The sequence below is a fragment of the Streptomyces sp. NPDC050147 genome, from assembly GCF_040660195.1.
Classification (GTDB): Bacteria; Actinomycetota; Actinomycetes; order Streptomycetales; family Streptomycetaceae; genus Streptomyces.
Genome location: NZ_JBFALJ010000020.1, coordinates 129916 through 150087, shown reverse-complemented (window position 1 = coordinate 150087; position 20172 = coordinate 129916). Strand labels below are relative to the sequence as shown.

At 72.2% G+C, this 20172-nt stretch carries 19 protein-coding genes; 12 read left to right on the top strand and 7 right to left on the bottom strand.

The features are described from left to right. Nucleotides 1–160: 160 nt before the first annotated feature. The 3 genes from AB0I94_RS27885 to AB0I94_RS27875 form a co-directional block, all read right to left on the bottom strand. Nucleotides 161–1210 (bottom strand): LLM class flavin-dependent oxidoreductase, encoded by a 1050-nt coding sequence (locus tag AB0I94_RS27885; protein WP_363312435.1) that lies wholly within the window; start codon nucleotides 1208–1210, stop codon nucleotides 161–163. Then, on the bottom strand, nucleotides 1210–1743 hold the full coding sequence (locus tag AB0I94_RS27880; protein ID WP_363312434.1) for an SRPBCC family protein: 534 nt from the start codon (nucleotides 1741–1743) through the stop codon (nucleotides 1210–1212). The genes AB0I94_RS27885 and AB0I94_RS27880 overlap by 1 nt, the downstream gene beginning before the upstream one ends. A gap of 102 nt (nucleotides 1744–1845) precedes the next feature. Then, a complete protein-coding gene (locus AB0I94_RS27875; protein WP_363312433.1) occupies nucleotides 1846–2343 on the bottom strand; it encodes a helix-turn-helix domain-containing protein in 498 nt (165 codons plus the stop codon). Nucleotides 2344–2577: 234 nt separating this feature from the next. On the opposite strand from AB0I94_RS27875, the gene AB0I94_RS27870 reads away from it, so the two are divergent. Then, entirely contained in the window at nucleotides 2578–3438 is an 861-nt protein-coding gene (locus AB0I94_RS27870) for a MoxR family ATPase (protein WP_363312432.1), read from the top strand. After that, nucleotides 3435–4835 (top strand): VWA domain-containing protein, encoded by a 1401-nt coding sequence (locus AB0I94_RS27865; RefSeq protein ID WP_363312431.1) that lies wholly within the window; start codon nucleotides 3435–3437, stop codon nucleotides 4833–4835. The genes AB0I94_RS27870 and AB0I94_RS27865 overlap by 4 nt, the downstream gene beginning before the upstream one ends. A 38-nt stretch (nucleotides 4836–4873) precedes the next feature. On the opposite strand, the gene AB0I94_RS27860 is transcribed toward AB0I94_RS27865, so the two are convergent. After that, the gene (locus AB0I94_RS27860; protein WP_363312429.1) at nucleotides 4874–4999 is read right to left on the bottom strand and encodes a hypothetical protein; all 126 of its coding nucleotides are present in this window, start codon (nucleotides 4997–4999) and stop codon (nucleotides 4874–4876) included. A 102-nt stretch (nucleotides 5000–5101) separates the two neighbouring features. Between AB0I94_RS27860 and AB0I94_RS27855 the strand changes: the two genes are divergently transcribed. Then, a complete protein-coding gene (locus AB0I94_RS27855; protein ID WP_363312469.1) occupies nucleotides 5102–6202 on the top strand; it encodes a M20 family metallopeptidase in 1101 nt (366 codons plus the stop codon). A 278-nt stretch (nucleotides 6203–6480) separates the two neighbouring features. Here the strand turns inward: AB0I94_RS27855 and AB0I94_RS27850 are convergent, their stop codons facing one another. From AB0I94_RS27850 to AB0I94_RS27840, 3 genes are read right to left on the bottom strand one after another with little or no spacing between them, the layout of a single operon-like run. Beyond that, a complete protein-coding gene (locus AB0I94_RS27850; protein WP_363312428.1) occupies nucleotides 6481–7338 on the bottom strand; it encodes an ABC transporter ATP-binding protein in 858 nt (285 codons plus the stop codon). Nucleotides 7339–7341: 3 nt separating this feature from the next. Next, the gene (locus AB0I94_RS27845; RefSeq protein WP_363312426.1) at nucleotides 7342–8502 is read right to left on the bottom strand and encodes an iron ABC transporter permease; all 1161 of its coding nucleotides are present in this window, start codon (nucleotides 8500–8502) and stop codon (nucleotides 7342–7344) included. Continuing rightward, nucleotides 8499–9527, bottom strand: a complete 1029-nt coding sequence (locus tag AB0I94_RS27840) for an iron ABC transporter permease (RefSeq protein ID WP_363312425.1) — start codon at nucleotides 9525–9527, stop codon at nucleotides 8499–8501. Before AB0I94_RS27840 ends, AB0I94_RS27845 begins: the two co-directional genes overlap by 4 nt. Nucleotides 9528–9743: 216 nt before the next feature. Here AB0I94_RS27840 and AB0I94_RS27835 point away from each other — a divergent pair, with 216 nt between their 5' ends. From AB0I94_RS27835 to AB0I94_RS27795, 9 genes are read left to right on the top strand one after another with little or no spacing between them, the layout of a single operon-like run. Further along, on the top strand, nucleotides 9744–10727 hold the full coding sequence (locus AB0I94_RS27835; protein WP_363312424.1) for an iron-siderophore ABC transporter substrate-binding protein: 984 nt from the start codon (nucleotides 9744–9746) through the stop codon (nucleotides 10725–10727). Next, a complete protein-coding gene (locus AB0I94_RS27830) occupies nucleotides 10724–11527 on the top strand; it encodes a 2,3-dihydro-2,3-dihydroxybenzoate dehydrogenase (protein WP_363312423.1) in 804 nt (267 codons plus the stop codon). Before AB0I94_RS27835 ends, AB0I94_RS27830 begins: the two co-directional genes overlap by 4 nt. Nucleotides 11528–11566: 39 nt before the next feature. Beyond that, the gene (dhbC, locus tag AB0I94_RS27825; RefSeq protein ID WP_363312422.1) at nucleotides 11567–12787 is read left to right on the top strand and encodes an isochorismate synthase DhbC; all 1221 of its coding nucleotides are present in this window, start codon (nucleotides 11567–11569) and stop codon (nucleotides 12785–12787) included. Further along, nucleotides 12784–14424, top strand: a complete 1641-nt coding sequence (locus tag AB0I94_RS27820) for a (2,3-dihydroxybenzoyl)adenylate synthase (RefSeq protein WP_363312421.1) — start codon at nucleotides 12784–12786, stop codon at nucleotides 14422–14424. The genes dhbC and AB0I94_RS27820 overlap by 4 nt, the downstream gene beginning before the upstream one ends. Nucleotides 14425–14484: 60 nt before the next feature. Beyond that, the gene (locus AB0I94_RS27815) at nucleotides 14485–15117 is read left to right on the top strand and encodes an isochorismatase family protein (protein ID WP_363312420.1); all 633 of its coding nucleotides are present in this window, start codon (nucleotides 14485–14487) and stop codon (nucleotides 15115–15117) included. A gap of 1 nt (nucleotide 15118) precedes the next feature. Beyond that, entirely contained in the window at nucleotides 15119–15349 is a 231-nt protein-coding gene (locus tag AB0I94_RS27810; protein WP_160508472.1) for a phosphopantetheine-binding protein, read from the top strand. Then, nucleotides 15346–19239, top strand: coding sequence for an amino acid adenylation domain-containing protein (locus tag AB0I94_RS27805; RefSeq protein WP_363312419.1), 3894 nt, complete (start codon nucleotides 15346–15348; stop codon nucleotides 19237–19239). The genes AB0I94_RS27810 and AB0I94_RS27805 overlap by 4 nt, the downstream gene beginning before the upstream one ends. Next, a complete protein-coding gene (locus tag AB0I94_RS27800; RefSeq protein WP_363312418.1) occupies nucleotides 19236–19445 on the top strand; it encodes an MbtH family NRPS accessory protein in 210 nt (69 codons plus the stop codon). Before AB0I94_RS27805 ends, AB0I94_RS27800 begins: the two co-directional genes overlap by 4 nt. Continuing rightward, nucleotides 19442–20065 carry a 4'-phosphopantetheinyl transferase superfamily protein gene (locus AB0I94_RS27795; RefSeq protein ID WP_363312417.1) on the top strand — a complete coding sequence of 208 codons (624 nt, stop codon included), beginning with the start codon at nucleotides 19442–19444 and terminating at the stop codon, nucleotides 20063–20065. Before AB0I94_RS27800 ends, AB0I94_RS27795 begins: the two co-directional genes overlap by 4 nt. Nucleotides 20066–20172 lie beyond the last annotated feature (107 nt).

The window sequence follows — 20172 nt, the reverse complement described above, 5'->3', positions numbered from 1 at the left end:
CGGCTCGCGCGGCGGAGGTCCCGTCACCGTGGCGCGCCTCCCGCGGGCGGCCGGAGCACTTCCTCGCTCCTCCAGCGAGGCGGCCGGGGCGCTCCCTCACTTCTCCCGCGGGGCCGCCGGCACTCCCTCACTTCTCCCGCGGGGCCGCCGGAGCACCCCCTCACTCCTCCACCTCCCGCACAAGGTCTATCGCCCGCCCCAGAGTCGTGAGCCGGGCCTCCAGGGTCTCGCCCGCCGGGTAGAAACGGACCGTGTCCACGCCCGCTTCGCGCCACACCCTCAGCCGCTCGCGGACCATGTCCTCGGTGCCGATGAGAGTGGTGGCGAGGACCATGTCGTCCGTGATCAGGGTGGCCGCGCCGTCCCGGTCACCGGACTGCCAGCGCTCGTGGACCTCGGCGGCGACCTCGGCCCAACCCTGTCTGCTGTAGGCGTTGTTGTAGTAGTTGGTGGTGGCGGAGCCCATGCCGCCCAGGCTGAAGGCGAGCTCCTTCTTGCGGCCGGCGACCATCACGCGCAGCGCGTCCTCGTCGTCGGCGAAGGCCACTTCGGCGCCCTGGCAGACGTCGAGGTCACCTCGGGTGCGGCCGGAGGCGGCCAGGCCCGCGTCGAGGTGGTCGAAGTAGGCCTCCTTCGCGCCCTCGGGGACGAAGGAGGTGCCCAGCCAGCCGTCGGCGATCTCGCCGGTCAGACGCAGCATCTTGGGCGAGAGGGTGGCCAGATAGATGGGCAGCTCATGCTCGGCGCGCATGGACAGGCGCATGGGTGTGGCCTCGCCGCCGGGCAGCGGGAGGGTGAACTCCCGCCCCGTGTACGAGATCTTCTCCCCCGTGACCGCCTGGCGGACGATCTCCACGGTCTCCCGCATCCGGGTGAGCGGCCGCGCGAACGGCACCCCGTGCAGGCCTTCGATCACCTGCGGTCCTGACGGGCCGAGCCCGAGAAGGAAGCGGCCCTCGGAGATGTTGGAGAGGGTGATCGCCGCGCGGGCGATGGCCGCCGGGGTCCGGGTGGCGAGCTGGATGATGCCGGAGCCGAGCAGCATGCGTTCCGTGCGCGCGGCCAAGTACCCGAGCGGGGACGGCGCTTCGGAGCCCCACGCCTCCGCGACCCAGCAGATGTCCATCCCCAGCTTCTCGGCCTCGGTGACGAAATCGACGCTCTCCCGCCAGTTCGCCCCGGACGCCTCGATGGTCGTCGACGTGCGCATCAGGCGTCCGCCTTTCCGGACGCGGCACCTTCAGCCAGCTTCTTGATCGCGTCCAGCGTCGCCGCCATGTTCTGCTCGAACTCCCGCATCCTCACGTACACGATCTTCTGCTCCTTCTCCGGCATCCGGTCGATCGCGTACGACAGCCCCGAGCGGCCCGGCCCCATCCGCACCCACTGGGTCAGTTCCGTGCCGCCGTCGTCCGCCGCCGTGAGGCTGAACCTCCAGAGGGCGCTGGGCCGTTCGGGGTCCTCGACCGCCCAGGCGAACACGCGCGGGGCCTCGCACTCCACGACGTACGACGTGGTCTCCCAGGTGCCGAACGACGCGTGCTCGCTGCGGCCTGTGAACCGCGCGCCGAGGACGGGCCCGGTCGTCCCGTCCAACCACTCGGCCGACCGCAGCTCCGCGCTCAGCGTGGGCATCAGGGCGATGTCGGAGACGAGCTCCCACACGCGTTCCGGTGACGCGGCGATCCGTGTGCGTGCCTCGGCCGTCGGCCTGTCCGCGTAGCGCGCGCCTGTCCACTTCATCGTGGCTCGCCTCCCTGTTGTCGTGATTACCTCGCTGACCACGAGAGTTGCTTAGATAGACTCACTCGTCAAGAGTGAGTACCGCGGCAGCTGAACAGGGGCTCAGCGGCTGAAGCGGTCCCGGATGTCAGGCCGTTCGGCGAGCCTCGCCGGGTAACCCGGGCCGATGCGTGCGTGCGTGTCCGCGGCCGACATCGGCTCCTTGCAGTGTCCGCAGACCACCTCGGCCTCGGCCTCGTGCCCGCAGCGGTTGTGCTCGAAGACGACCGGGGCCCCTTCGTCGCCGCTCAGCCAGCGGTTGCCCCAGCTGTTCATCACGGCGAGCACGCCGAAGAAGTCGCGGCCCTTCTCGGTGAGCACGTAGTCGTAGCGCACCGGTTCGCTCTGATACGCGCGCTTCTCCATGAGGCCCTCGTCGACCAGCCGGCGCAACCGGTCGGTCAGGGTGTTGCGTGCGATCCCCAGCTCCTGCTGGAAGGAGTCGAACCGCTTGATCCCGTAGAACGCCTCGCGCAGCACGAGCGGCGTCCACCAGTCGCCCAGCAGGTCCATGGTGCGGGCGATGGAACAGGGCCAGTTGGCAAAGGAGGTCCGCCTCATGCCGCAAGGATACGAGAAGGGGCCACCGGGTCCCGGTGGGTCTCGGAACTGGACTCAGCAGCCCGCGGCGGGTGCCGACGCCCACGCGTGGCGCCTCGCGCGATGCCTCACGTGACGTTCGACGCAAACGCGGCGCCCCCGTTGTGGAGCGGCCCGCAGAGCTGATCGAGTGGCAGAAACCGTTGTGCCCGACGCGCGCATCACCGGTCACACCCGCACAAGCCGGAGGCCCCGTTGCTCTTCTCATCCGTGGACGATGTCGCCGCGCGGCTCGCCGAGACGGGCTACCTGGCCTCGACGGCCGTCGCCACCACCGTCTTCCTGGCCGACCGCCTGGGCAAGCCGCTGCTCGTGGAGGGCCCGGCGGGTGTCGGCAAGACCGAGCTGGCCAAGGCCGTCGCCGAGGTCTCGGACGCGCGTCTGGTCCGCCTCCAGTGCTACGAGGGCGTGGACGAGTCCCGCGCGCTGTACGAGTGGAACCACGCCAAGCAGCTCCTGCGCATCACCGCGGGCCGCGACGAGTCCTGGGACGAGACGCGCACGGACATCTTCAGCGAGGAGTTCCTGCTCCCGCGCCCGCTGCTCACCGCCATCCGCGGCGACGAGCCGAAGGTGCTCCTGATCGACGAGACCGACAAGGCGGACGTCGAGATGGAAGGGCTGCTCCTGGAAGTCCTGAGCGACTTCCAGGTCACCGTCCCCGAGCTCGGCACCATCACCGCGACGCGCCGCCCCTTCACCGTCCTCACCTCGAATGCGAGCCGTGAGCTCTCCGAGGCGCTGCGCCGCCGCTGCCTCTTCCTCCACATCGGCTTCCCCGACGAGGAGCTGGAGCGCCGCATCGTGCGCCTGAAGGTGCCCGGACTCGACGAGGCCCTCGCGCAGTCCGTCGTCCGCGTGGTGGGCGCGTTGCGCGCGATGGACCTGCGCAAGGCGCCGTCGGTCGCCGAGACCATCGACTGGGCCCGTACGCTCCTCGCCCTCGGCGCCGACTCCCTCGACGAGGACGTCGTACGCGACAGCCTCGGCGTCGTCCTCAAGCACCAGGACGACGTGTTGAAGGCGACGGCCAAACTGGACTTGGAGACGGCGTGACCGCGGCGGCCACCGGCGTCCCGGAGCGGCTCACGGCTCTCGTGCAGGCGCTGCGTTCGCACGGCATCCGGATCGGCACGGGCGAGACGGTGGACGCCGGGCATGTCATCGAGGCGCTCGGTCTCACCGACCGGGAGCGGGTACGGGAGGGGCTCGCCGCCGCGCTGCTGCACGGCGAGGGACAGCGGCCGGTCTTCGACCCGGTCTTCGACCTGTACTTTCCGCGCGGGATCGGAGCACCGGACACCCCGGACAGCTCCGGCACAGGGCAGGACTTCGACAGGGACGACCTGCGTGATCGCCTGGCCGCCGCGCTCGCCGCCGACGACCAGGCGCTGCTGGCCCGGTTGGCGGCCGAGGCGGTGGACGGCATGGGCGGTTACGGCACGCGGCCCGGGTCGGGAGGCACCGGAGGCTCGGACGGCTGGTCGTCGCACCAGACGCTGTCCCGGCTCCGCCCTGAGACCCTCCTTGCCCGTGTCCTCGCCGGTATCCGCCAGGGGACGGCAGAAGGCGAGTTCACCGACCGTCTCGGCGCCGACGAGATCCGCCGCCGCATCGAGGGCTTCCGTGCGCTCGTGGGCAGCGAAGCCCGCCGCCGGGTCGCCGAGCGGCGCGGCGCGGACGAGATCGCGCGGCGGGCCATCGCCCCCACCGCCGACCGGGTCGATTTCCTCGTCGCGGGCCGCGCCCAGCTCGACGAACTGCGCAGAACGGTCCAGCCGCTGGCCCGCAAACTGGCGACGCGCCTCGCCGCGCGCCGCCGCCGTGCGGCCCGCGGCCACATCGACCTGCGCAGAACGCTGCGCGGCTCCCTCTCGACGGGCGGCATCCCGATGCGTCCGGTCCTGCGAAGGCGCCGCCCCGCACGCCCCGAACTGGTCCTCCTGTGCGACGTGTCAGGCTCGGTGGCGGGTTTCGCCAACTTCACGATGCTGCTCGTGCAGGCGCTGCACGACCAGTTCAGCAAGGTGCGGGTCTTCGCCTTCGTCAACCGCGTCGACGAGGTGACCGACCTCATCACGCGTGGCGGGGCCGGCCCCGAGGGCCTGGGCAGCCGCATCATGTCGGGGGCGGCGGTCACCGGCCATCACGGCAGCAGTGACTACGGCTCCGCCCTGGGCGAGTTCACCGAGCGCTACACCGAAGCGGTCACCTCACGCTCCACGGTCTTCGTGCTCGGCGACGCCCGCACCAACATGAGCGACCCGAACGTCCCCGCCCTGCGCGCCATCGCCGCCCGCGCCCGCCGGGTGTACTGGCTCAACCCGGAGGGCCGCGCCCAGTGGCAGACCGGGGACTCGGTGGCGGGCACCTACGCCGAGCTCGTGGAGATGTACGAGTGCCGGAACGCAAGGCAGCTCGGCGCGCTGATCGGGCGGTTGTTGCCGGTCTGAGCCGTCCGCCCCTCCGGGCTCTCCGGCAGCGGGCCACGTCATCGGGCGAACCAGCTCGCGCCCGCGAGCGGTCCGCCGACAGCCGCGACCAAGGCGACAAGGCGGTACGGAACCTGCTGGATCGTCACGCCACCGAGGGCCGTCGGCTCCGAGGTCGCACCCATGACCAGGCACCCGAACCGAGCCGCTTTAAGCTGTCCCGGCAGGGGCGTACAGAACGGCGAGGAGACGACGTGGCAGGCGGCGCGGATCAGGTCAAGGAGCAGATACGGGCTCGGATCGGCGACGTGCGGGCCGAGCTCGTCGGGCTCAGCAGGCGCATTCACGCCCATCCGGAGATCGCGTTCGAGGAGCGGCGGGCCGCCGGGTGGTGCGCCGATGTGCTGCGTGGGCACGGCTTCGCGGTGACCGCTCCGGCGTACGGCCTCGAGACCGCTTTCGAGGCGACCCTGGGGTCGGGGCCCGTGACCGTCGCGCTTGCCTGTGAGTACGACGCGCTGCCCGGCATGGGGCACGCCTGCGGGCACAATCTGATCGCGGCGGCGGGCGTGGGGGCCGCTCTTGGTCTTGCTCCCGTCGTCGAACAACTCGGGCTGACCGTGCGCGTGTTGGGGACACCTGCGGAGGAGAGCGGGGCCGGGAAGGCGCTGATGCTGGACGCCGGGGCCTTCAAAGGGGTCGACGCGGCGATGATGATTCATCCGTGCCCGTTCGAGGTGGCCGACTTCCACTCGTACGCGATGGGGGCGCTGTCGGCGACGTACACCGGGAAGTCCGCGCACGCCACGCTCAACCCGCAGGACGGCCGGAACGCGGCCGACGCGCTGACCGTGGCACAGGTGGCCCTCGGGCTGCTCCGGCAGCAGCTGCCCGGGGAGTGGAAGGTGCACGGGATCACCACCGAGGCCGGGACGGCGCTGAATGCCATCCCCGAGCGGGCGAGCGCCGCGTACGCGTTGCGGACGCCTTCGGTGGAGGAACTGCGCGAGCTGCGTGAGCGGGTGGCGGACTGCTTCCGGGCGGGGGCGCTCGCGGCCGGGTGCGCGGTGGAGCTGGAGCAGCCCGCGCCCGACTATCTCGACTTCCGGTCGGACGCGGGGCTCGTCGCCCTGTGGGAGGCCAATGCCCGCGCCCTCGGGCGGCCCGAACCGCAGCGGCGCGGGCCCTTCGCGTCCACGGACATGGGCAACGTCTCGCACGTCGTCCCGTCGATCCACCCCGTCCTCGACATCAGCGGGGGCGGCTGCGGCCCGCACCAGCCGGAGTTCGCGGCCGTGGCCGCCACGCCGGTCGCCGAACAGGCCATGGTGGACGGGGCGGTGGCGCTCGCGTGGACGGCCGCGGACTTCGCCGTCAGCCGCGCTTAGCCGTCAGCCACGCTTAGCCGCCTTCGCTGGGGCGGGTGCGGGTGCGGCGCCCTTTACGGGTGCCTGCCAGCGCATTTTCGCCGGTGCCCACTCGGGCGCCGGGCGCCTTCGCGGATGCCGTGCCGGGGACCTCTTCGAACGTCCGCTCGGACATGAGGCGAGCGGCCCCTCAAACGCCCCATCGGCCGTCTCTTCGGACCCCACCTCCGGCGACCTGCCGGGCCTTCCCGGGGGCCCCCGCGGACGCCCCTCGGACGCCTCCCCGGGAGCCTTCGTGATCAGCCCCGCTCAGCCGCCTTCGCGGGGGCCGTGGTCGGAGTCGTGGCGGAGGACTCATCGGACGCCGCCACAGACGCCTTCACGGTCATCGTCGGTACGACCACCGGGGAGCCGTCGCCCGGTGCCCGCAGGATGTCCGCGTCGATCCCGTACAGCTCCTTGACCAGCTCGGTGGTGACCACCTCGCGCGCCGGGCCGTTCGCGACGACCTTGCCCGCGTTCATGGCGATGACGGTGTCGGCGTAGCGGGCGGCGCTCGCGAGGTCGTGCAGGACCATGACGACGGTGCGGCCCGCGGCGGCCACCTCCCGTACCAGGGAGAGGACTTCGACGGCGTGGCCGAGGTCGAGGGCGCTGGTCGGCTCGTCGAGGAGCACGATCGGTGTCTGCTGCGCCAGGACCATCGCCAGCCAGCAGCGCTGCCGCTGGCCGCCGGAGAGGTGGTCGAGGCGGCGCGTGGCGAGGTCCGTGGTGCCGGTGGCTTCGAGGGCATCGCGCACGGCGTCCTCGTCCTCGCGCGACCACTGGCGGAACAGGCCCTGGTGGGGGTGGCGGCCGTAGCGGACGAGTCCGGCGACGGTGACCGCCTCCGGGGCCTGCGGCGACTGGGCGAGCAGCGCGATGCGGTGGGCCGCGCGGCGCTGGGTGAGCCGCCACACGTCTTCGTCCCCGGCGCGCACCGTGCCCGAACTCGGCTTGTGCAGCCGGGAGATGGAGCGAAGCAGCGTCGACTTGCCGCAGCCGTTGGGGCCGACGATGGCCGCGACCTGTCCGCTGGGGATGGTCAGGTCGACGCCGTCCACGGCGGCCGTGTGGCCGGGGTAGCCGGAGGTGAGCGCCTCGACGGTCAGTTGCACGGGTCAGGCCTTTCCGGTCTGCTCGGAGTTCTTGCCGAAGAGGACCCACAGGAGGAAGGGTCCGCCAAGGACGCTGGTGATGACGCCGACGGGGATCTCCACGGGGGCGACGACGCGGCCGAGCGCGTCGGCGGCGCCCACGAGGGCCGCGCCGACCAGGGCCGAGCCGATGACCGGGACACGGGTGGGTCCGCTGAGCCGGCCGGCGACGACGGGCGCGGCGAGCGCGACGAACGCGATCGGGCCGCCGATGCCGACGGCCACGCCGGACAGGGCGACGGCGAGCGCGAGGGTCAGGGCGCGCACACGGCGGACGTTGACGCCGAGGGTCGCCGCCATGTCGTCGTCGAAGCGCAGGAGTTGGAGGCGGCCTCCGGCGACGAGGGACAGCGGCACGAGGACGAGCAGGATGACCGACAGAGGCGTGCCGACGCTCCAGTCACGGCCGCTGAGCGAGCCGACGGTCCACAGGAAGACGCCGCCCGCCGTGTTGTCGTTCTCGCGGGACATGACGAGGTCGGTGACGGCGCCGATGACGGTGGAGACGCCGATGCCGACGACGAGGATCCGGTATCCCCCGCTGCCCGCGCCGCCCGCGCAGGCGACGACGACCATGGCGGCGGCCGCGGCGCCGATCGGCCCGAGCCACCAGTCGCCGATCATCCCGGTGGACGATCCGACGACGGAGGCGACGACGGCGGCGGTGGCGCCTTCGTTGACGCCGATGATGTCGGGGGTGGCGAGCCGGTTACCGGCGAGCGTCTGCGTCAGGCACCCGGCGATGCCGAGCGCCGCGCCGACCATCAGCCCCACGGCGATCCGCGGAAGCCGGAAGTCCTGCACCAGCATGACGGTGGCGGAGTCGCCGGTTCCGAGCAGCCCGGAGAGGCTGTCGGAGAAACTCATCCCGGTGGAGCTCGCGAAGGTGGCGAGCGAGACGACCACCGCGATCACCAGCGTGAGGCCGACGGCGGCGAGGGCGCTGCGGTAGGGGAAGAGCCAGGAGAAGGTCCCGACGCGTACGGGGGTGGAGTCGGGCGGAGTGACGTCGGCCCGTGTCGCGTGCTCATCCCGCTTCGCGTACTCACCCTGCGTCGCGCGCTCACCCCGCGTCGGATCCGCGTCCTCCGGAAGCCCGGCCTCCGGCATCTCTTGGGTGCTCACGCGGCCACCCCCGCCGTGGACATCCGCTGCGACCGGGCGATCCAGATCAGCAACGGGCCGCCGATGAAGGCGAGAAGGACGCTCACCGGGGTCTCCCAGGGACGGATCACGACCCTGGCCAGGAGGTCCGCGGCGATCATCACGTTCGCCGCGACCAGCGCGGAGAGTACCAACTGACCGGCCATCCGGGGTCCTGTGACGGCGCGTGCGGCGTACGGGGCGAGGAGGCCGAGGAAGGCGATGGGGCCCGCGAGGGCGACCGCCGAACCCGCGAGGAGGGTCACCGCCGCCGCGACGGTCAGGCGGATACGCCCCGGGTGGTGGCCCAGGGAGCGTGCGCTGTCGTCGCCGAGCGCGAGGGCGGAGAGCGGGCGTACGCAGGAGAAGGCGACGAGCAGGCCGACCGCGATCAGCGGGATCAGGGGGTAGGTCTCGGACGTCTTGATGCCGGCCAGCGATCCGATGGTCCAGTAGCGGTAGGTGTCGAAGGTGGCCTGCTCACCGAGGAGTACGTACGACGTCATGCCGTGGAAGGTCGCGCCGAGCGCCGATCCGGCGAGGACGAGCCGCAGCGGCGAGCCCGCGGCCCGCCCCGACGCGGCGAGCAGCAGGACCACCGCGCTGGCGGCCATACCGCCGACCAGGGCCCACACCAACACGCCGTACGCCGAGGTCACTTCGAAATACGTGAGACCGATCACAACGCCGAGCGCCGCCCCCGAGTTGACCCCGAGGAGGCCCGTCTCGGCCAGCGGGTTGCGGGTGACGGCCTGCAGGAGGCAGCCGGCCGCGCCGAGGGCGACGCCGACCAGGACGCCGGCGAGCGTACGCGGAAGGCGTACGTCCATGACGGCGAGCCGTATCTGGGCGTCGGCCCGCGCGGAGGGGTCCCCGGTGAGGAAGTCCCAGGCGCGGCCCATCGGCGTCGACCCTGACCCGACCAGGAGCGAAAGCAGGCCGAGGAGGAGGAGCAGGACGACAAGGGCGGCAGCCGCCCACAGCGTGGGGCGATGCGTCTTCGCCAAGCCCGGTATCGGAGGTCTGGATCCGGACGTTGGGACCCGGCCCCCTTGCGCAACCAACATGAAGTTAGCCTAACCTAACCTTGACCTGGAGCCCCGAGTCGGGGTGGCGGCGAACTCCCTGTTCTTTCAGGGGCGATTCGTCATGCCCCGACGCGGCCAGGAATGACCCTTATGCCCGGACTGACCCCCGGGCCCCGAAGCATGGAGACCACGGACATGTCCTCGAACCACTCCCCGCGCACCCGGCTGACCGCGGTTGCGGCCCTCACTCTGGCCTCCGCGCTCGCCCTTTCCGCCTGCGGTTCGGACTCGTCGGACGACTCCGGCTCCAGCAACAAGGCCAAGAACGCCGCGAAGGACCTCACCGTCACCGACGCCTCCGGTGCGGAGGTAAAGGTTCCGGCCAATCCCGAGAAGGTCATCGCGCTGAGCGAGATGGATCTGGACTCCGCCCTCGCCCTGAAGGTCAAGCCCGTCGGTCTCTCCGCGGGCCGCGGCCAGAAGGGCGCCCCCGAGTACCTGGCGGACCAGGCCAAGGGCATCCCGGTCGTGGGCGCGGTCACCGGACCCGACATCGAGAAGGTCCTGCAGGCCAAGCCGGACGTCATCCTCGCCGGGCAGCTCGCCGACCAGCAGGTGCTCAAGCAGCTCAAGGCGATCGCCCCGACGGTCGTCACGATCGACAGAACCAAGGACTGGAAGAAGTCCCTGGAGCTCACCGGCGAGGTGCTCGGCAAGTCCAACGAGGCGAGCGCGTTCCTCAAGGACTACGACACCAAGGTCGCCGCCGTGAAGAAGAACCTCGGCAAGAACGCGGGCGCGAGCGTCTCCGTGGCGCGCTACTCCGCCAAGGGCACCGCCGTCATGCAGCAGGGCGTGTTCATCTCGGACGTCCTGAAGGACCTCGGCTTCAAGCGGCCCGGCATCCAGAACAAGAAGGGCGAGGGCCACTCGACGCCGCTGAGCGACGAGGACCTGAAGCAGATCGACGCCGACTGGCTGTTCATCGGCACCCTCGCCTCCGCGGGGCCTGACGCCGACCTCTTCAAGGAGCTGAAGGGCAAGGCCGCGTACAAGCAGCTCGACGCGGTCAAGAAGGACCACACCACTGAGATCGACGGCTCGAAGTGGACCAGCCTCGGTGGCGCGCAGGCCGCCGTCTCCGTCCTTCAGGACGTCGAGAAGGCGATGGGCAAGTGACTTCCGGCATAACCGACCCTGAGCTCGCGGGCCGGGTGGCCCTGGTCACCGGCGCGGGCCGGGGCATCGGTCAGGCGGTGGCCCGCGCGCTCGCCGAGCGCGGCGCGCGGGTCGTCGCCGCCGACCGGTCGCCCGACGTCAAGGAGCAGGGCGTCGAAGAGCGGTCGGCGGGTGGCGGCAGCATCACCGGCATGGTCCTCGACGTCACCGACGCGGCAGCCGTGGACGCGGCGTTCGAGGAAGTCGAGCGCACCGTCGGGCCGTTGGACATCCTCGTGAACGTGGCGGGTATCCTCAGGCCCGCCCCGGTCGTCGAACTCACCGACACGGACTGGGCGGAGACGTTCGCCGTCAACACGAACGGCGTCTTCCACACCTCGCGCGCGGCGGCCCGCCGCATGACCGCGCGGGGCAAGGGCTCCATCGTGACGGTCGGCTCGAACGCCGCCGGAGTGCCGCGCACCCAGATGGCCGCGTACGCCGCCTCCAAGGCCGCCGCCACGATGTTCACCAAATGCCTCGGCCTGGAGGTCGCCCGCGACGGCGTGCGCTGCAATGTCGTGTCGCCGGGCTCCACCCATACCGACATGCAGCGGCAGCTGTGGACGGGCGACCACGAGCAGGCCGCGGCCCGGGTCATCGACGGTGACCCCGCCTCGTACCGGGTCGGCATTCCGCTCGGCCGGATCGCCGACCCGTCCGACATCGCCGACGCGGTCGCCTTCCTGGTCTCCGACCGGGCCAGGCACATCACCCTGCACGACCTGTACGTGGACGGCGGCGCCACCCTGCGCGCCTGAAAGCCGCGCCGCCCTCCCCTACTTGACGAGGAGTCATCCGTGACACCCCCCAACGACGTGGTCGCAGACGCCGCCCCCACCACCCCCGGGGCCGTCGGCGCGGCGACCGCGCTGCTCGACGCCTACCGACCCGGCGACACCCGGTTCTTCGCGTCGCCCACCCGTACCCTCCTCGCCCACGGCACGGCCGCCGACGTCCCGCACGACGGGCGGCCGTTGACCGAGCGGGTCGCCGCCACCCTCGACGCGCAGGTGCGCGCGGGCAACCAGGCCCCGATCGTGGTCGGCTCCATTCCCTTCGACCCCACCGAGCCCGCCGTGCTCGCGGTGCCCGAAGCGGCGCGCTGGGCGCCCGCGCTGCGCACCGACCCGCTCGTGGCGCTGCCCACGCCGCCGCCCGGCACGGCCGGCGGCTGGCAGGTGCGCGAGGTTCCCTCGGGCGAGGAGTACGCCGCGTCGGTCGAGGCCGCCGTGGCGCGCATGAAGAGCGGTGAATTCGACAAGGTCGTCCTCGCCCGCACCCTGGAGCTGTCCACCGACGGCCCGCTCGACCTGCCCGCGATGCTCCAGCGCCTGGCCCGCCGCGACCCGCGCGGTTACTCCTTCGCCGTGCCCACGGGCGCGGGCCGCACCCTCCTCGGCGCGAGCCCGGAGCTGCTGGTCTCCCGGCACGGCAACCGCCTGACCGCCAACCCCCTGGCCGGTTCGACGCCCCGTTCGGCGGATCTCGCCGAGGACGTGCGCCGGGCGGCCGCGCTGCTCGAATCGGCGAAGGACCTGCACGAGCACGCCGTCGTCGTGGACGCCGTGCACAAGGCCCTCGCCCCGTTCTGCACCGACCTCGACGTGCCCGAGCGGCCCACCCTGGTCCGCACCGCCACCATGTGGCACCTGTCGACGACCCTCACCGGCGAGCTCGCCGAACCGGCCACCTCCGCCCTTGAGCTGGCCACCGCCCTGCACCCGACCCCGGCCGTGTGCGGCACCCCGACCGGGCACGCCCGTGGCGTGATCGGCGAGCTGGAGCCCTTCGGCCGCGGGCACTACACCGGCATGGTGGGATGGAGCGACGCGCGCGGCGACGGCGAGTGGGTCGTCACGATCCGCTGCGCGGAGTCCGAGGAGACGGCGGACGGCGGCGGACGGCTGCGGCTCTTCGCGGGCGCGGGCGTCGTGGCCGACTCCTCTCCGGAGGCCGAACGGGCCGAGACGGGCGCCAAGTTCCGTACGTTCCTGGACGCCGCGGGGGTCGACCGATGACGACGACGGACAATCACCTGCAAGACAGCCGCACAGACGCGCCGCGCATCCCCGAGGTCTTCGCCGAGCGGTATCGCGCCGCGGGGTACTGGCGCGGCGAGACCTTCGGCGGCATGCTCCGCGAGCGCGCCGACGCGCACCCCGCCCGGGTGGCGATCACCGACGGGGACCGGAACTGGACGTACGGCGAACTCGACGTACGCGCCGATCAGTTGGCCGCCGGTTTCGCCGCCCGTGGCATCGGCAAGGGTGACCGGGTCGTCGTCCAGCTGCCGAACATCGCCGAGTTCTTCGAGGTGATCTTCGCGCTCTTCCGGATCGGCGCCCTGCCGGTCTTCGCGCTGCCCGCGCACCGCGAGACGGAGATCCACTACTTCTGCGAGTTCACCGAGGCCGTCGCCTACGTCATCCCGGACCGCGTCGGCGGCTTCGACCACCGTGATCTCGCGTCCAAGGTCCTGGCCGAAGTGCCCACGCTGCGCGACGTGTTCGTGGTGGGCGACCCCGGCGAGCACACCGCGCTCGCCGACGTGCCGCGCGAGCCGGTCGAGATCGACGGACCCGAACCGTCCGACCTCGCGTTCCTCCAGCTGTCGGGCGGCAGCACCGGCGTGCCCAAGCTGATCCCCCGCACGCACGACGACTACATGTACTCGCTGTGGGGATCGAACGAGATCTGTGGCGTGACGGAGGACTCCGTCTACCTGGTGGCGCTGCCCGCCGCCCACAACTTCCCGCTGTCGTCGCCCGGTTCACTGGGACTGCTCTACGCGGGCGGCCGAGTCGTGATGTGCCCCCAGCCCGACCCGGACACCGCTTTCCCGCTCATCGAGCGGGAGCGGGTGACGATCACCGGTCTCGTCCCGCCGCTCGCCCTGGTGTGGACGGACGCGGGGCGCACCACGCCGTACGACATCTCCAGCCTCGACGTGCTCCTGGTGGGCGGGGCGAAGTTCAGCGAGTCGGCGGCCCGCCGGGTCGCCCCCGCGCTCGGCTGCACCCTTCAGCAGGTCTTCGGGATGGCCGAGGGCCTGGTCAACTACACGCGTCTGGACGACCCGGCGGAGACGATCGTCACCACGCAGGGCCGTCCGATCTCCCCGGACGACGAGATCCGCATCGTCGACGACCTCGACCAGGAGGTCCCGGAGGGCCAGGCGGGCCACCTGCTGACCCGCGGCCCGTACACCATCCGCGGCTACTGGCGCGCGCCCGAGCACAACGCCCGCTCGTTCACCGCCGACGGCTTCTACCGCACCGGCGACATCGTGCGCCGCACCCCCACCGGACATCTGGTGGTGGAGGGCCGGGCGAAGGACCAGATCAACCGCGGCGGCGAGAAGATCGCGCCGGAGGAGGTCGAGAACATCATCCTCGCCCATCCCCACGTCCATGACGTGTCGGTCGTCGCCGTCCCCGACGAGTACCTCGGCGAGCGGACCCTCGCGTACGTGATCCTGCGCGCGGACGCCGAACCGCTGAAGTCCGTCGTCATCAAGAAGTTCGTGCGGGAGCGCGGTCTGGCCGCGTACAAGGTCCCCGACCGGGTCGAGTTCGTCTCCGCCTTCCCGCAGACCGGCATCGGCAAGATCAGCAAGAAGGACCAGCGGACGACCGCCGCCGCCCCTGGCGGCTGACCTCTGCCCGCGGCACCCCGATGCACCCAGCTACCTTGCGTTTCCCGAAAGGCCCCCACCATGGCGCTCCCCGCCGTCACGCCGTACCCGATGCCCTCGTCCGACGAGCTGCCCGACAACCGGGTCTCCTGGACCATCGACCCGCAGCGGGCGGTGCTGCTCGTCCATGACCTGCAGAACCACTTCCTGACCGCCTACACGCCCGACACCTCGCCGACGACCGAACTCCTCGCCAACGTCGGCGAGCTGGCGAAGGCGGCGCGAGCGGCCGGCATCCCCGTCCTGTACTCCGCGCAGCCGGGCGGCCAGTCGCCGGCCGAGCGCGGCCTCCAGCAGGACTTCTGGGGCCCCGGGCTCCCCGACGACGAGCACGCGAAGGCGATCGCGGGCCCGGTCGCCCCGGAACCCGGCGACACCGTGCTCACCAAGTGGAAGTACAGCGCGTACGTCCGCACCGACCTCGAGGAGCGCATGCGCGAGGCGGGCCGGGACCAGATCGTCATCGTCGGCGTGTACGCGCACATCGGCGTCCTGATGACGGCCTGCGACGCCTGGATGCGTGACGTGCAGGCGTTCGTCGTCGCGGACGCCGTGGCCGACTTCTCCCGCGAGGACCACGACATGGCCCTGCGCTACGCGGCCGGCCGGTGCGCGGTCGTCACCACCACCGACACGGTTCTGAAGGGGATCTGACATGGCGCTCAGCGTGGAACTCATACGGGCCGACGTCGCCGACGTCCTGGGCGAGGACCCGGCCGACATCCCGGTCGACGAGAACCTCGTCGACTACGGTCTGGACTCGGTGCGCATCATGTCGCTCATCGAGCGCTGGCGCCGCGAGCACGACATCACGGCCACCTTCGTGGACCTGGCCGAACAGCCCGCCATCGAGGCCTGGGCGCCGCTTCTGGGAGCCTCCGCATGAGGCTCACCGCTGCCCAGTCGGGCATGTGGTTCGCTCAGGCCCTCGACCCCGGCAGCCCGGCCCAGAACACGGCCGAGTGCCTGGAGATCCACGGTCCCATCGACCCGTCGGTGTTCGCGCGGACACTGCGACAGGTGGTGTCCGAGGCCGACGCCCTGCGCGTGAGGATCATCGAAGGGGCCGAAGGGCCGAGCCAGTTGGAGGTCGTCGACCCGACGCTTCCGCTGAAGGTGCGCGACCTGCGCGCCGCCTCCGACCCGGACGCCGAGGCGCAGGCGTGGATGCGCGAGGACCTGGCCACGCCGTTCGACCTGGCGGCCGGTCCGCTGTTCGCGCACGCGCTGTTCCGCGTCGGCGACGAGCGGTGGCTCTGGTACCAGCGGGTGCACCACATCGTGATGGACGGCTTCGGCTACTCGCTGCTCGCCCGCCGCACCGCCGAGGTCTACACCGCGCTCGCCGCGGGCGAGGAGCCCGGCGAGAGCCCCTTCGGGCGGCTCGAGGACCTGGTCGCCGAGGACACCGCCTACCGCGCCTCGGAGACGTTCGAGACGGACCGCCGCTACTGGGACGGCGCCTTCGCGGACCGTCCCGACGCCCCCAACCTGGCCGGACGCACCGCGCTGCCGTCCCGCACCTTCCACCGCCGCAGCGCCCGCCTCTCCCCCGAGGCGACCGCGCGGCTGCGGGAGTCGGCGTCCTCGATGCGGGCGACCTGGCCGGAGGTGCTCGTCGCCGCGCAGGCCCTGTACGTCTCCCGGGCCACCGGCTCCGCCGAGGTGGTGCTCGGCCTGCCGATGATGGGCCGCATGGGTTCAGTGGCCCTCCGCGTGCCCGGCATGGTGATGAACGTGCTGCCGCTGCGGCTCACCGTGACCCCGCAGGCGACCTTCGCCGAGCTGACCCGGCAGGTGGTGCTCGGCATCCGCGCCGCCCGCCGTCACCAGCGCTACCGCTACGAGGACATCCGCCGCGACCTCGGCCTCCTCGGTGAGGGCCGGTCCCTGGTCGGGCCGCTGATCAACGTCATGCCGTTCGACTACGGCCTGACCTTCGCGGGCGCCCGCACGGACGCCCACAACCTGTCGGCGGGCCCGGTCGACGACCTCACGGTCAACGTCTACGACCGCGCCGACGGCAGCGGTCTGCGCATCGACTACGACGGCAATCCCGCCCTGTACGAGCCGGACGAACTCGGCGTCCACCAGGCTCGCTTCATGGAACTCCTGGAGCGCATCGCCGATGCGGGACCGCATGTCCCGCTGGCGGAGCACACGATCGCCCGCCGCGGTGAACTCACACTGGTCGTCGACGAGTTCAACGCCACCAAGCACCCGGTGCCGCCCACCACCCTGATCGGCCCGATCGAGGGCCAGGCGGTGCGCACCCCGGACGCCATCGCCCTGGTCTTCGGCGACCAGGAGCTCACCTACGCCGAGCTGAACGCCCGCGCCAACCGCCTCGCCCACCGTCTCATCGAGGCCGGCGTACGTCCGGGCGCCCTCGCGGCGGTCGCCGTCCCCCGTTCCCTGGACCTGGTCATCACGCTCCTCGCCGTGCTGAAGGCGGGCGGCGCCTATCTCCCGCTGGACCCGGACTACCCGGCGGACCGCCTCGCGTACATGCTGGACGACGCGGGCCCGGCCTGCGTGATCGCCGACCGCGCCGACCGGGTGCCCGCGTCGGGCGTCCCGCTCGTCGCCCTGGACGTCCTGGACACGGCTCCGTACGGGACGTACGACCCGCCGCGTGCGCTCACTCCGCACCACCCCGCCTATGTCATCTACACGTCCGGGTCGACCGGCCGCCCCAAGGGCGTCGTGGTGCCGCACTCGGCGATCGACAACCGGCTGCGCTGGATGCAGGACCAGTACGAACTGGCCGCCGGGGACCGCGTGTTGCAGAAGACGCCGTCCGGATTCGACGTGTCGGTGTGGGAGTTCTTCTGGGCGCTGCGGGTGGGCGCGACACTCGTCGTCGCCGAGCCCGGCGGCCACAAGGACCCGGCGTACCTGGCCCGCGTCATCCGCGAACAGGACGTGAGCGTCTGCCACTTCGTGCCGTCCATGCTCCAGGTGTTCCTGTCCGAGCCCGCCGCCGCGCACTGCACGGGTCTGCGGCACGTCTTCTGCAGCGGTGAGGCGTTGCCGCGCGAGACCGTGCGGGAGTTCGGGCGCGTGCTCGACGGCGTACCGCTGCACAACCTGTACGGCCCGACCGAGGCGGCCGTCGACGTGACGTACCACCCGTGCGCCACGGACGCGACGGGCCCGGTGCCGATCGGCAAGCCCGTCTGGAACACGCGGCTGTACGTTCTCGACGCGGCGCTCCAGCCGTGCCCGCCCGGCATCCAGGGCGAGTTGTACCTGGCGGGCACCCAGCTCGCAGCCGAGTACCTGGGGCGGCCCGAACTGACCGCGTCCCGTTTCGTCGCCGACCCCTTCGGCGCGCCCGGCACCCGCATGTACCGCACGGGCGACCTGGCGCGCTGGACCGAGCACGGCGAGATCGAGTACCTGGGCCGCACCGACCATCAGGTGAAGCTGCGCGGCCTGCGCATAGAACTGGGCGAGATCGAGGCGGAGTTGGCCGCCGATCCGACGGTGGGGGCGGCCAGCGTCCTGGTCCGCGAGGACCGTCCGGGCGACCAGCGCCTAGTGGGGTACGTGACGCCCTCCGACACAGGGGCCGCCCCCGCCCCCGATCCCGAGGAGCTGCGCGCCCGGCTGACCCGCACGCTGCCCGACTACATGGTGCCGGGCGCGATCCTCGTCCTTGACGACTTCCCGCTCAGCCCGAACGGCAAGCTGGACCGGCGCGCTCTGCCCGCTCCCGCCTTCGAGGGGGCGGGCGACGGCGGGCGGGTGCCGAGCGGCCACCGCGAGGAGACGCTCACCCGGCTCTTCGCCGAGATCCTCGGAGTTCCCCACCTCGGTGTGGACGACGCCTTCTTCGACCTGGGCGGCACCTCGCTCCTCGCGGCCCGCCTGGTCGCCAGGGTGCGTGACACGCTGGGCGCCGAGCTCACCATCGGCACGCTGTTCCAGGCGCAGACCCCGGCGGCGCTCGCCGCCCACCTGGACGCGGACCACAGCGAGGCCGACCACTCCCTGGACGTGCTGCTTCCGCTGCGCGCGGGCGGCGACCGCGCCCCACTGTTCGCCTTCCACCCGGCGGGCGGCATGAGCTGGTGCTACTCGGGACTGCTCTCGCGGCTCGACCCGGGGCAGCCGGTGTACGGCCTCCAGGCGCGCGGCCTGCACGGCGAGGGCGAACTCCCCTCCACGATGGAGGAGATGGCGGCCGAGTACGTCGCCGCACTGCGCGCGGTTCGGCCGCACGGCCCCTACCGGCTGCTCGGCTGGTCGGTCGGCGGTGTCCTCGCCCACACCGTCGCCGTACTCCTGCAAGAGGCGGGCGAGGAGGTCGAGTTGCTCGCGCTGCTCGACGCCTACCCCTCCGACCAGTGGCGCGACGCCGTGGTCCCGGAAGAGGCGGACGCCCTGGCGGCGCTGCTGCGGATGGCCGGCTACGACCGTACGGACGAGATGACCCGTGAGGACGTCCTGGCCACGCTCCAGCGCGAGGGCAGCGCTCTCGCGGGCCTGCCCGACCGTACGCTGTCGGCGGTCCTCGACATCGTGGTCAACAACGCCCGCCTGATGCGTGAGCACGACCACCGCCTCTTCGACGGCGACGCCCTGTTCTTCACGGCGGCCGCACCGCGCGCCGAGGACTGGCTGACGAGGGAGGCCTGGGCGCCGTACGTCAGCGGATCGATCAGCAACCACGACGTGGACTGCCTGCACCCGGAGCTGACCCAGCCGCGCCGCCTCGACGAGGTCTGCGCCGTCCTCGCCGCCCGTCTCAAGGAGCTGGACCACGCATGACGACGACATCCGGCCCCTTCGGCCCGGTCAACACCGGTGCCGATACCGGCACCGGCACCGAGCCGACCCATGTGATCCTGGAGAACGCGCTCGGCGAACACTCCCTGTGGCCGGTCTTCCGCCACGTGCCCGAGGGCTGGGCCACGGTGTACGGCCCGGAGACGTACGGCCGTTGCGTGGCCCGCCTCCAGGATCCGCCCGCGTGACGGAGATCCAGCTGGTCCGCCCGGCGCCGCTCGACGTGTCGCTCCTCGACGCGGAGGAGCGGCGCCGGGCGGCGGCGCTGCGGCGCCCGGCGGACCGGGAGCTGTACGCGGCGGCGCACACCGCGCTGCGGCGGCGGCTCGGCCGGTACCTCGGCGTCGATCCGGCGGCGGTGGAGCTGATGCGGCTGCCGTGCCCGCTGTGCGGTGACCCGCACGGCCGCCCCGCGGTGGCCGGAGGTGTGGGCCCGCACTTCTCGCTGTCCCACACGGACGGCCTCGCCCTGCTCGCCTTCGCGGACCGGCCGGTCGGCGCCGATGTCGAGCGGCTGCCGTCGGGAAGCGTGGTGGCCGACGTGGCGAGGTCCCTGCACCCCCGGGAACAGACCGAGCTGGCCGAACTCCCGCCATCGGACCGCCCTTTGGCCTTCGCCCGCTGCTGGACACGCAAGGAGGCATGCCTCAAGGGAACGGGCGAGGGACTGGCCGGGGGCCGGATGGCATCGCTCCTGGTGGGCACGGCCCCCACCCCTGTCGAGGTCCAGGGCTGGACGGTAGAGGACGTGGCGACCCCCGAGGGCTATGCGGCGGCGATCGCCATCAAGGACTCCCTCACACCCTGAACACCTTGCGGACGTCACCGCCGAGCTTTCCGGCCAGAGGACCTGGAACCTGGCGGGCCGCCCCTCACCGCTCCGGGGCAGCGCCGCCCTGGGTTCACCGCTCCAGG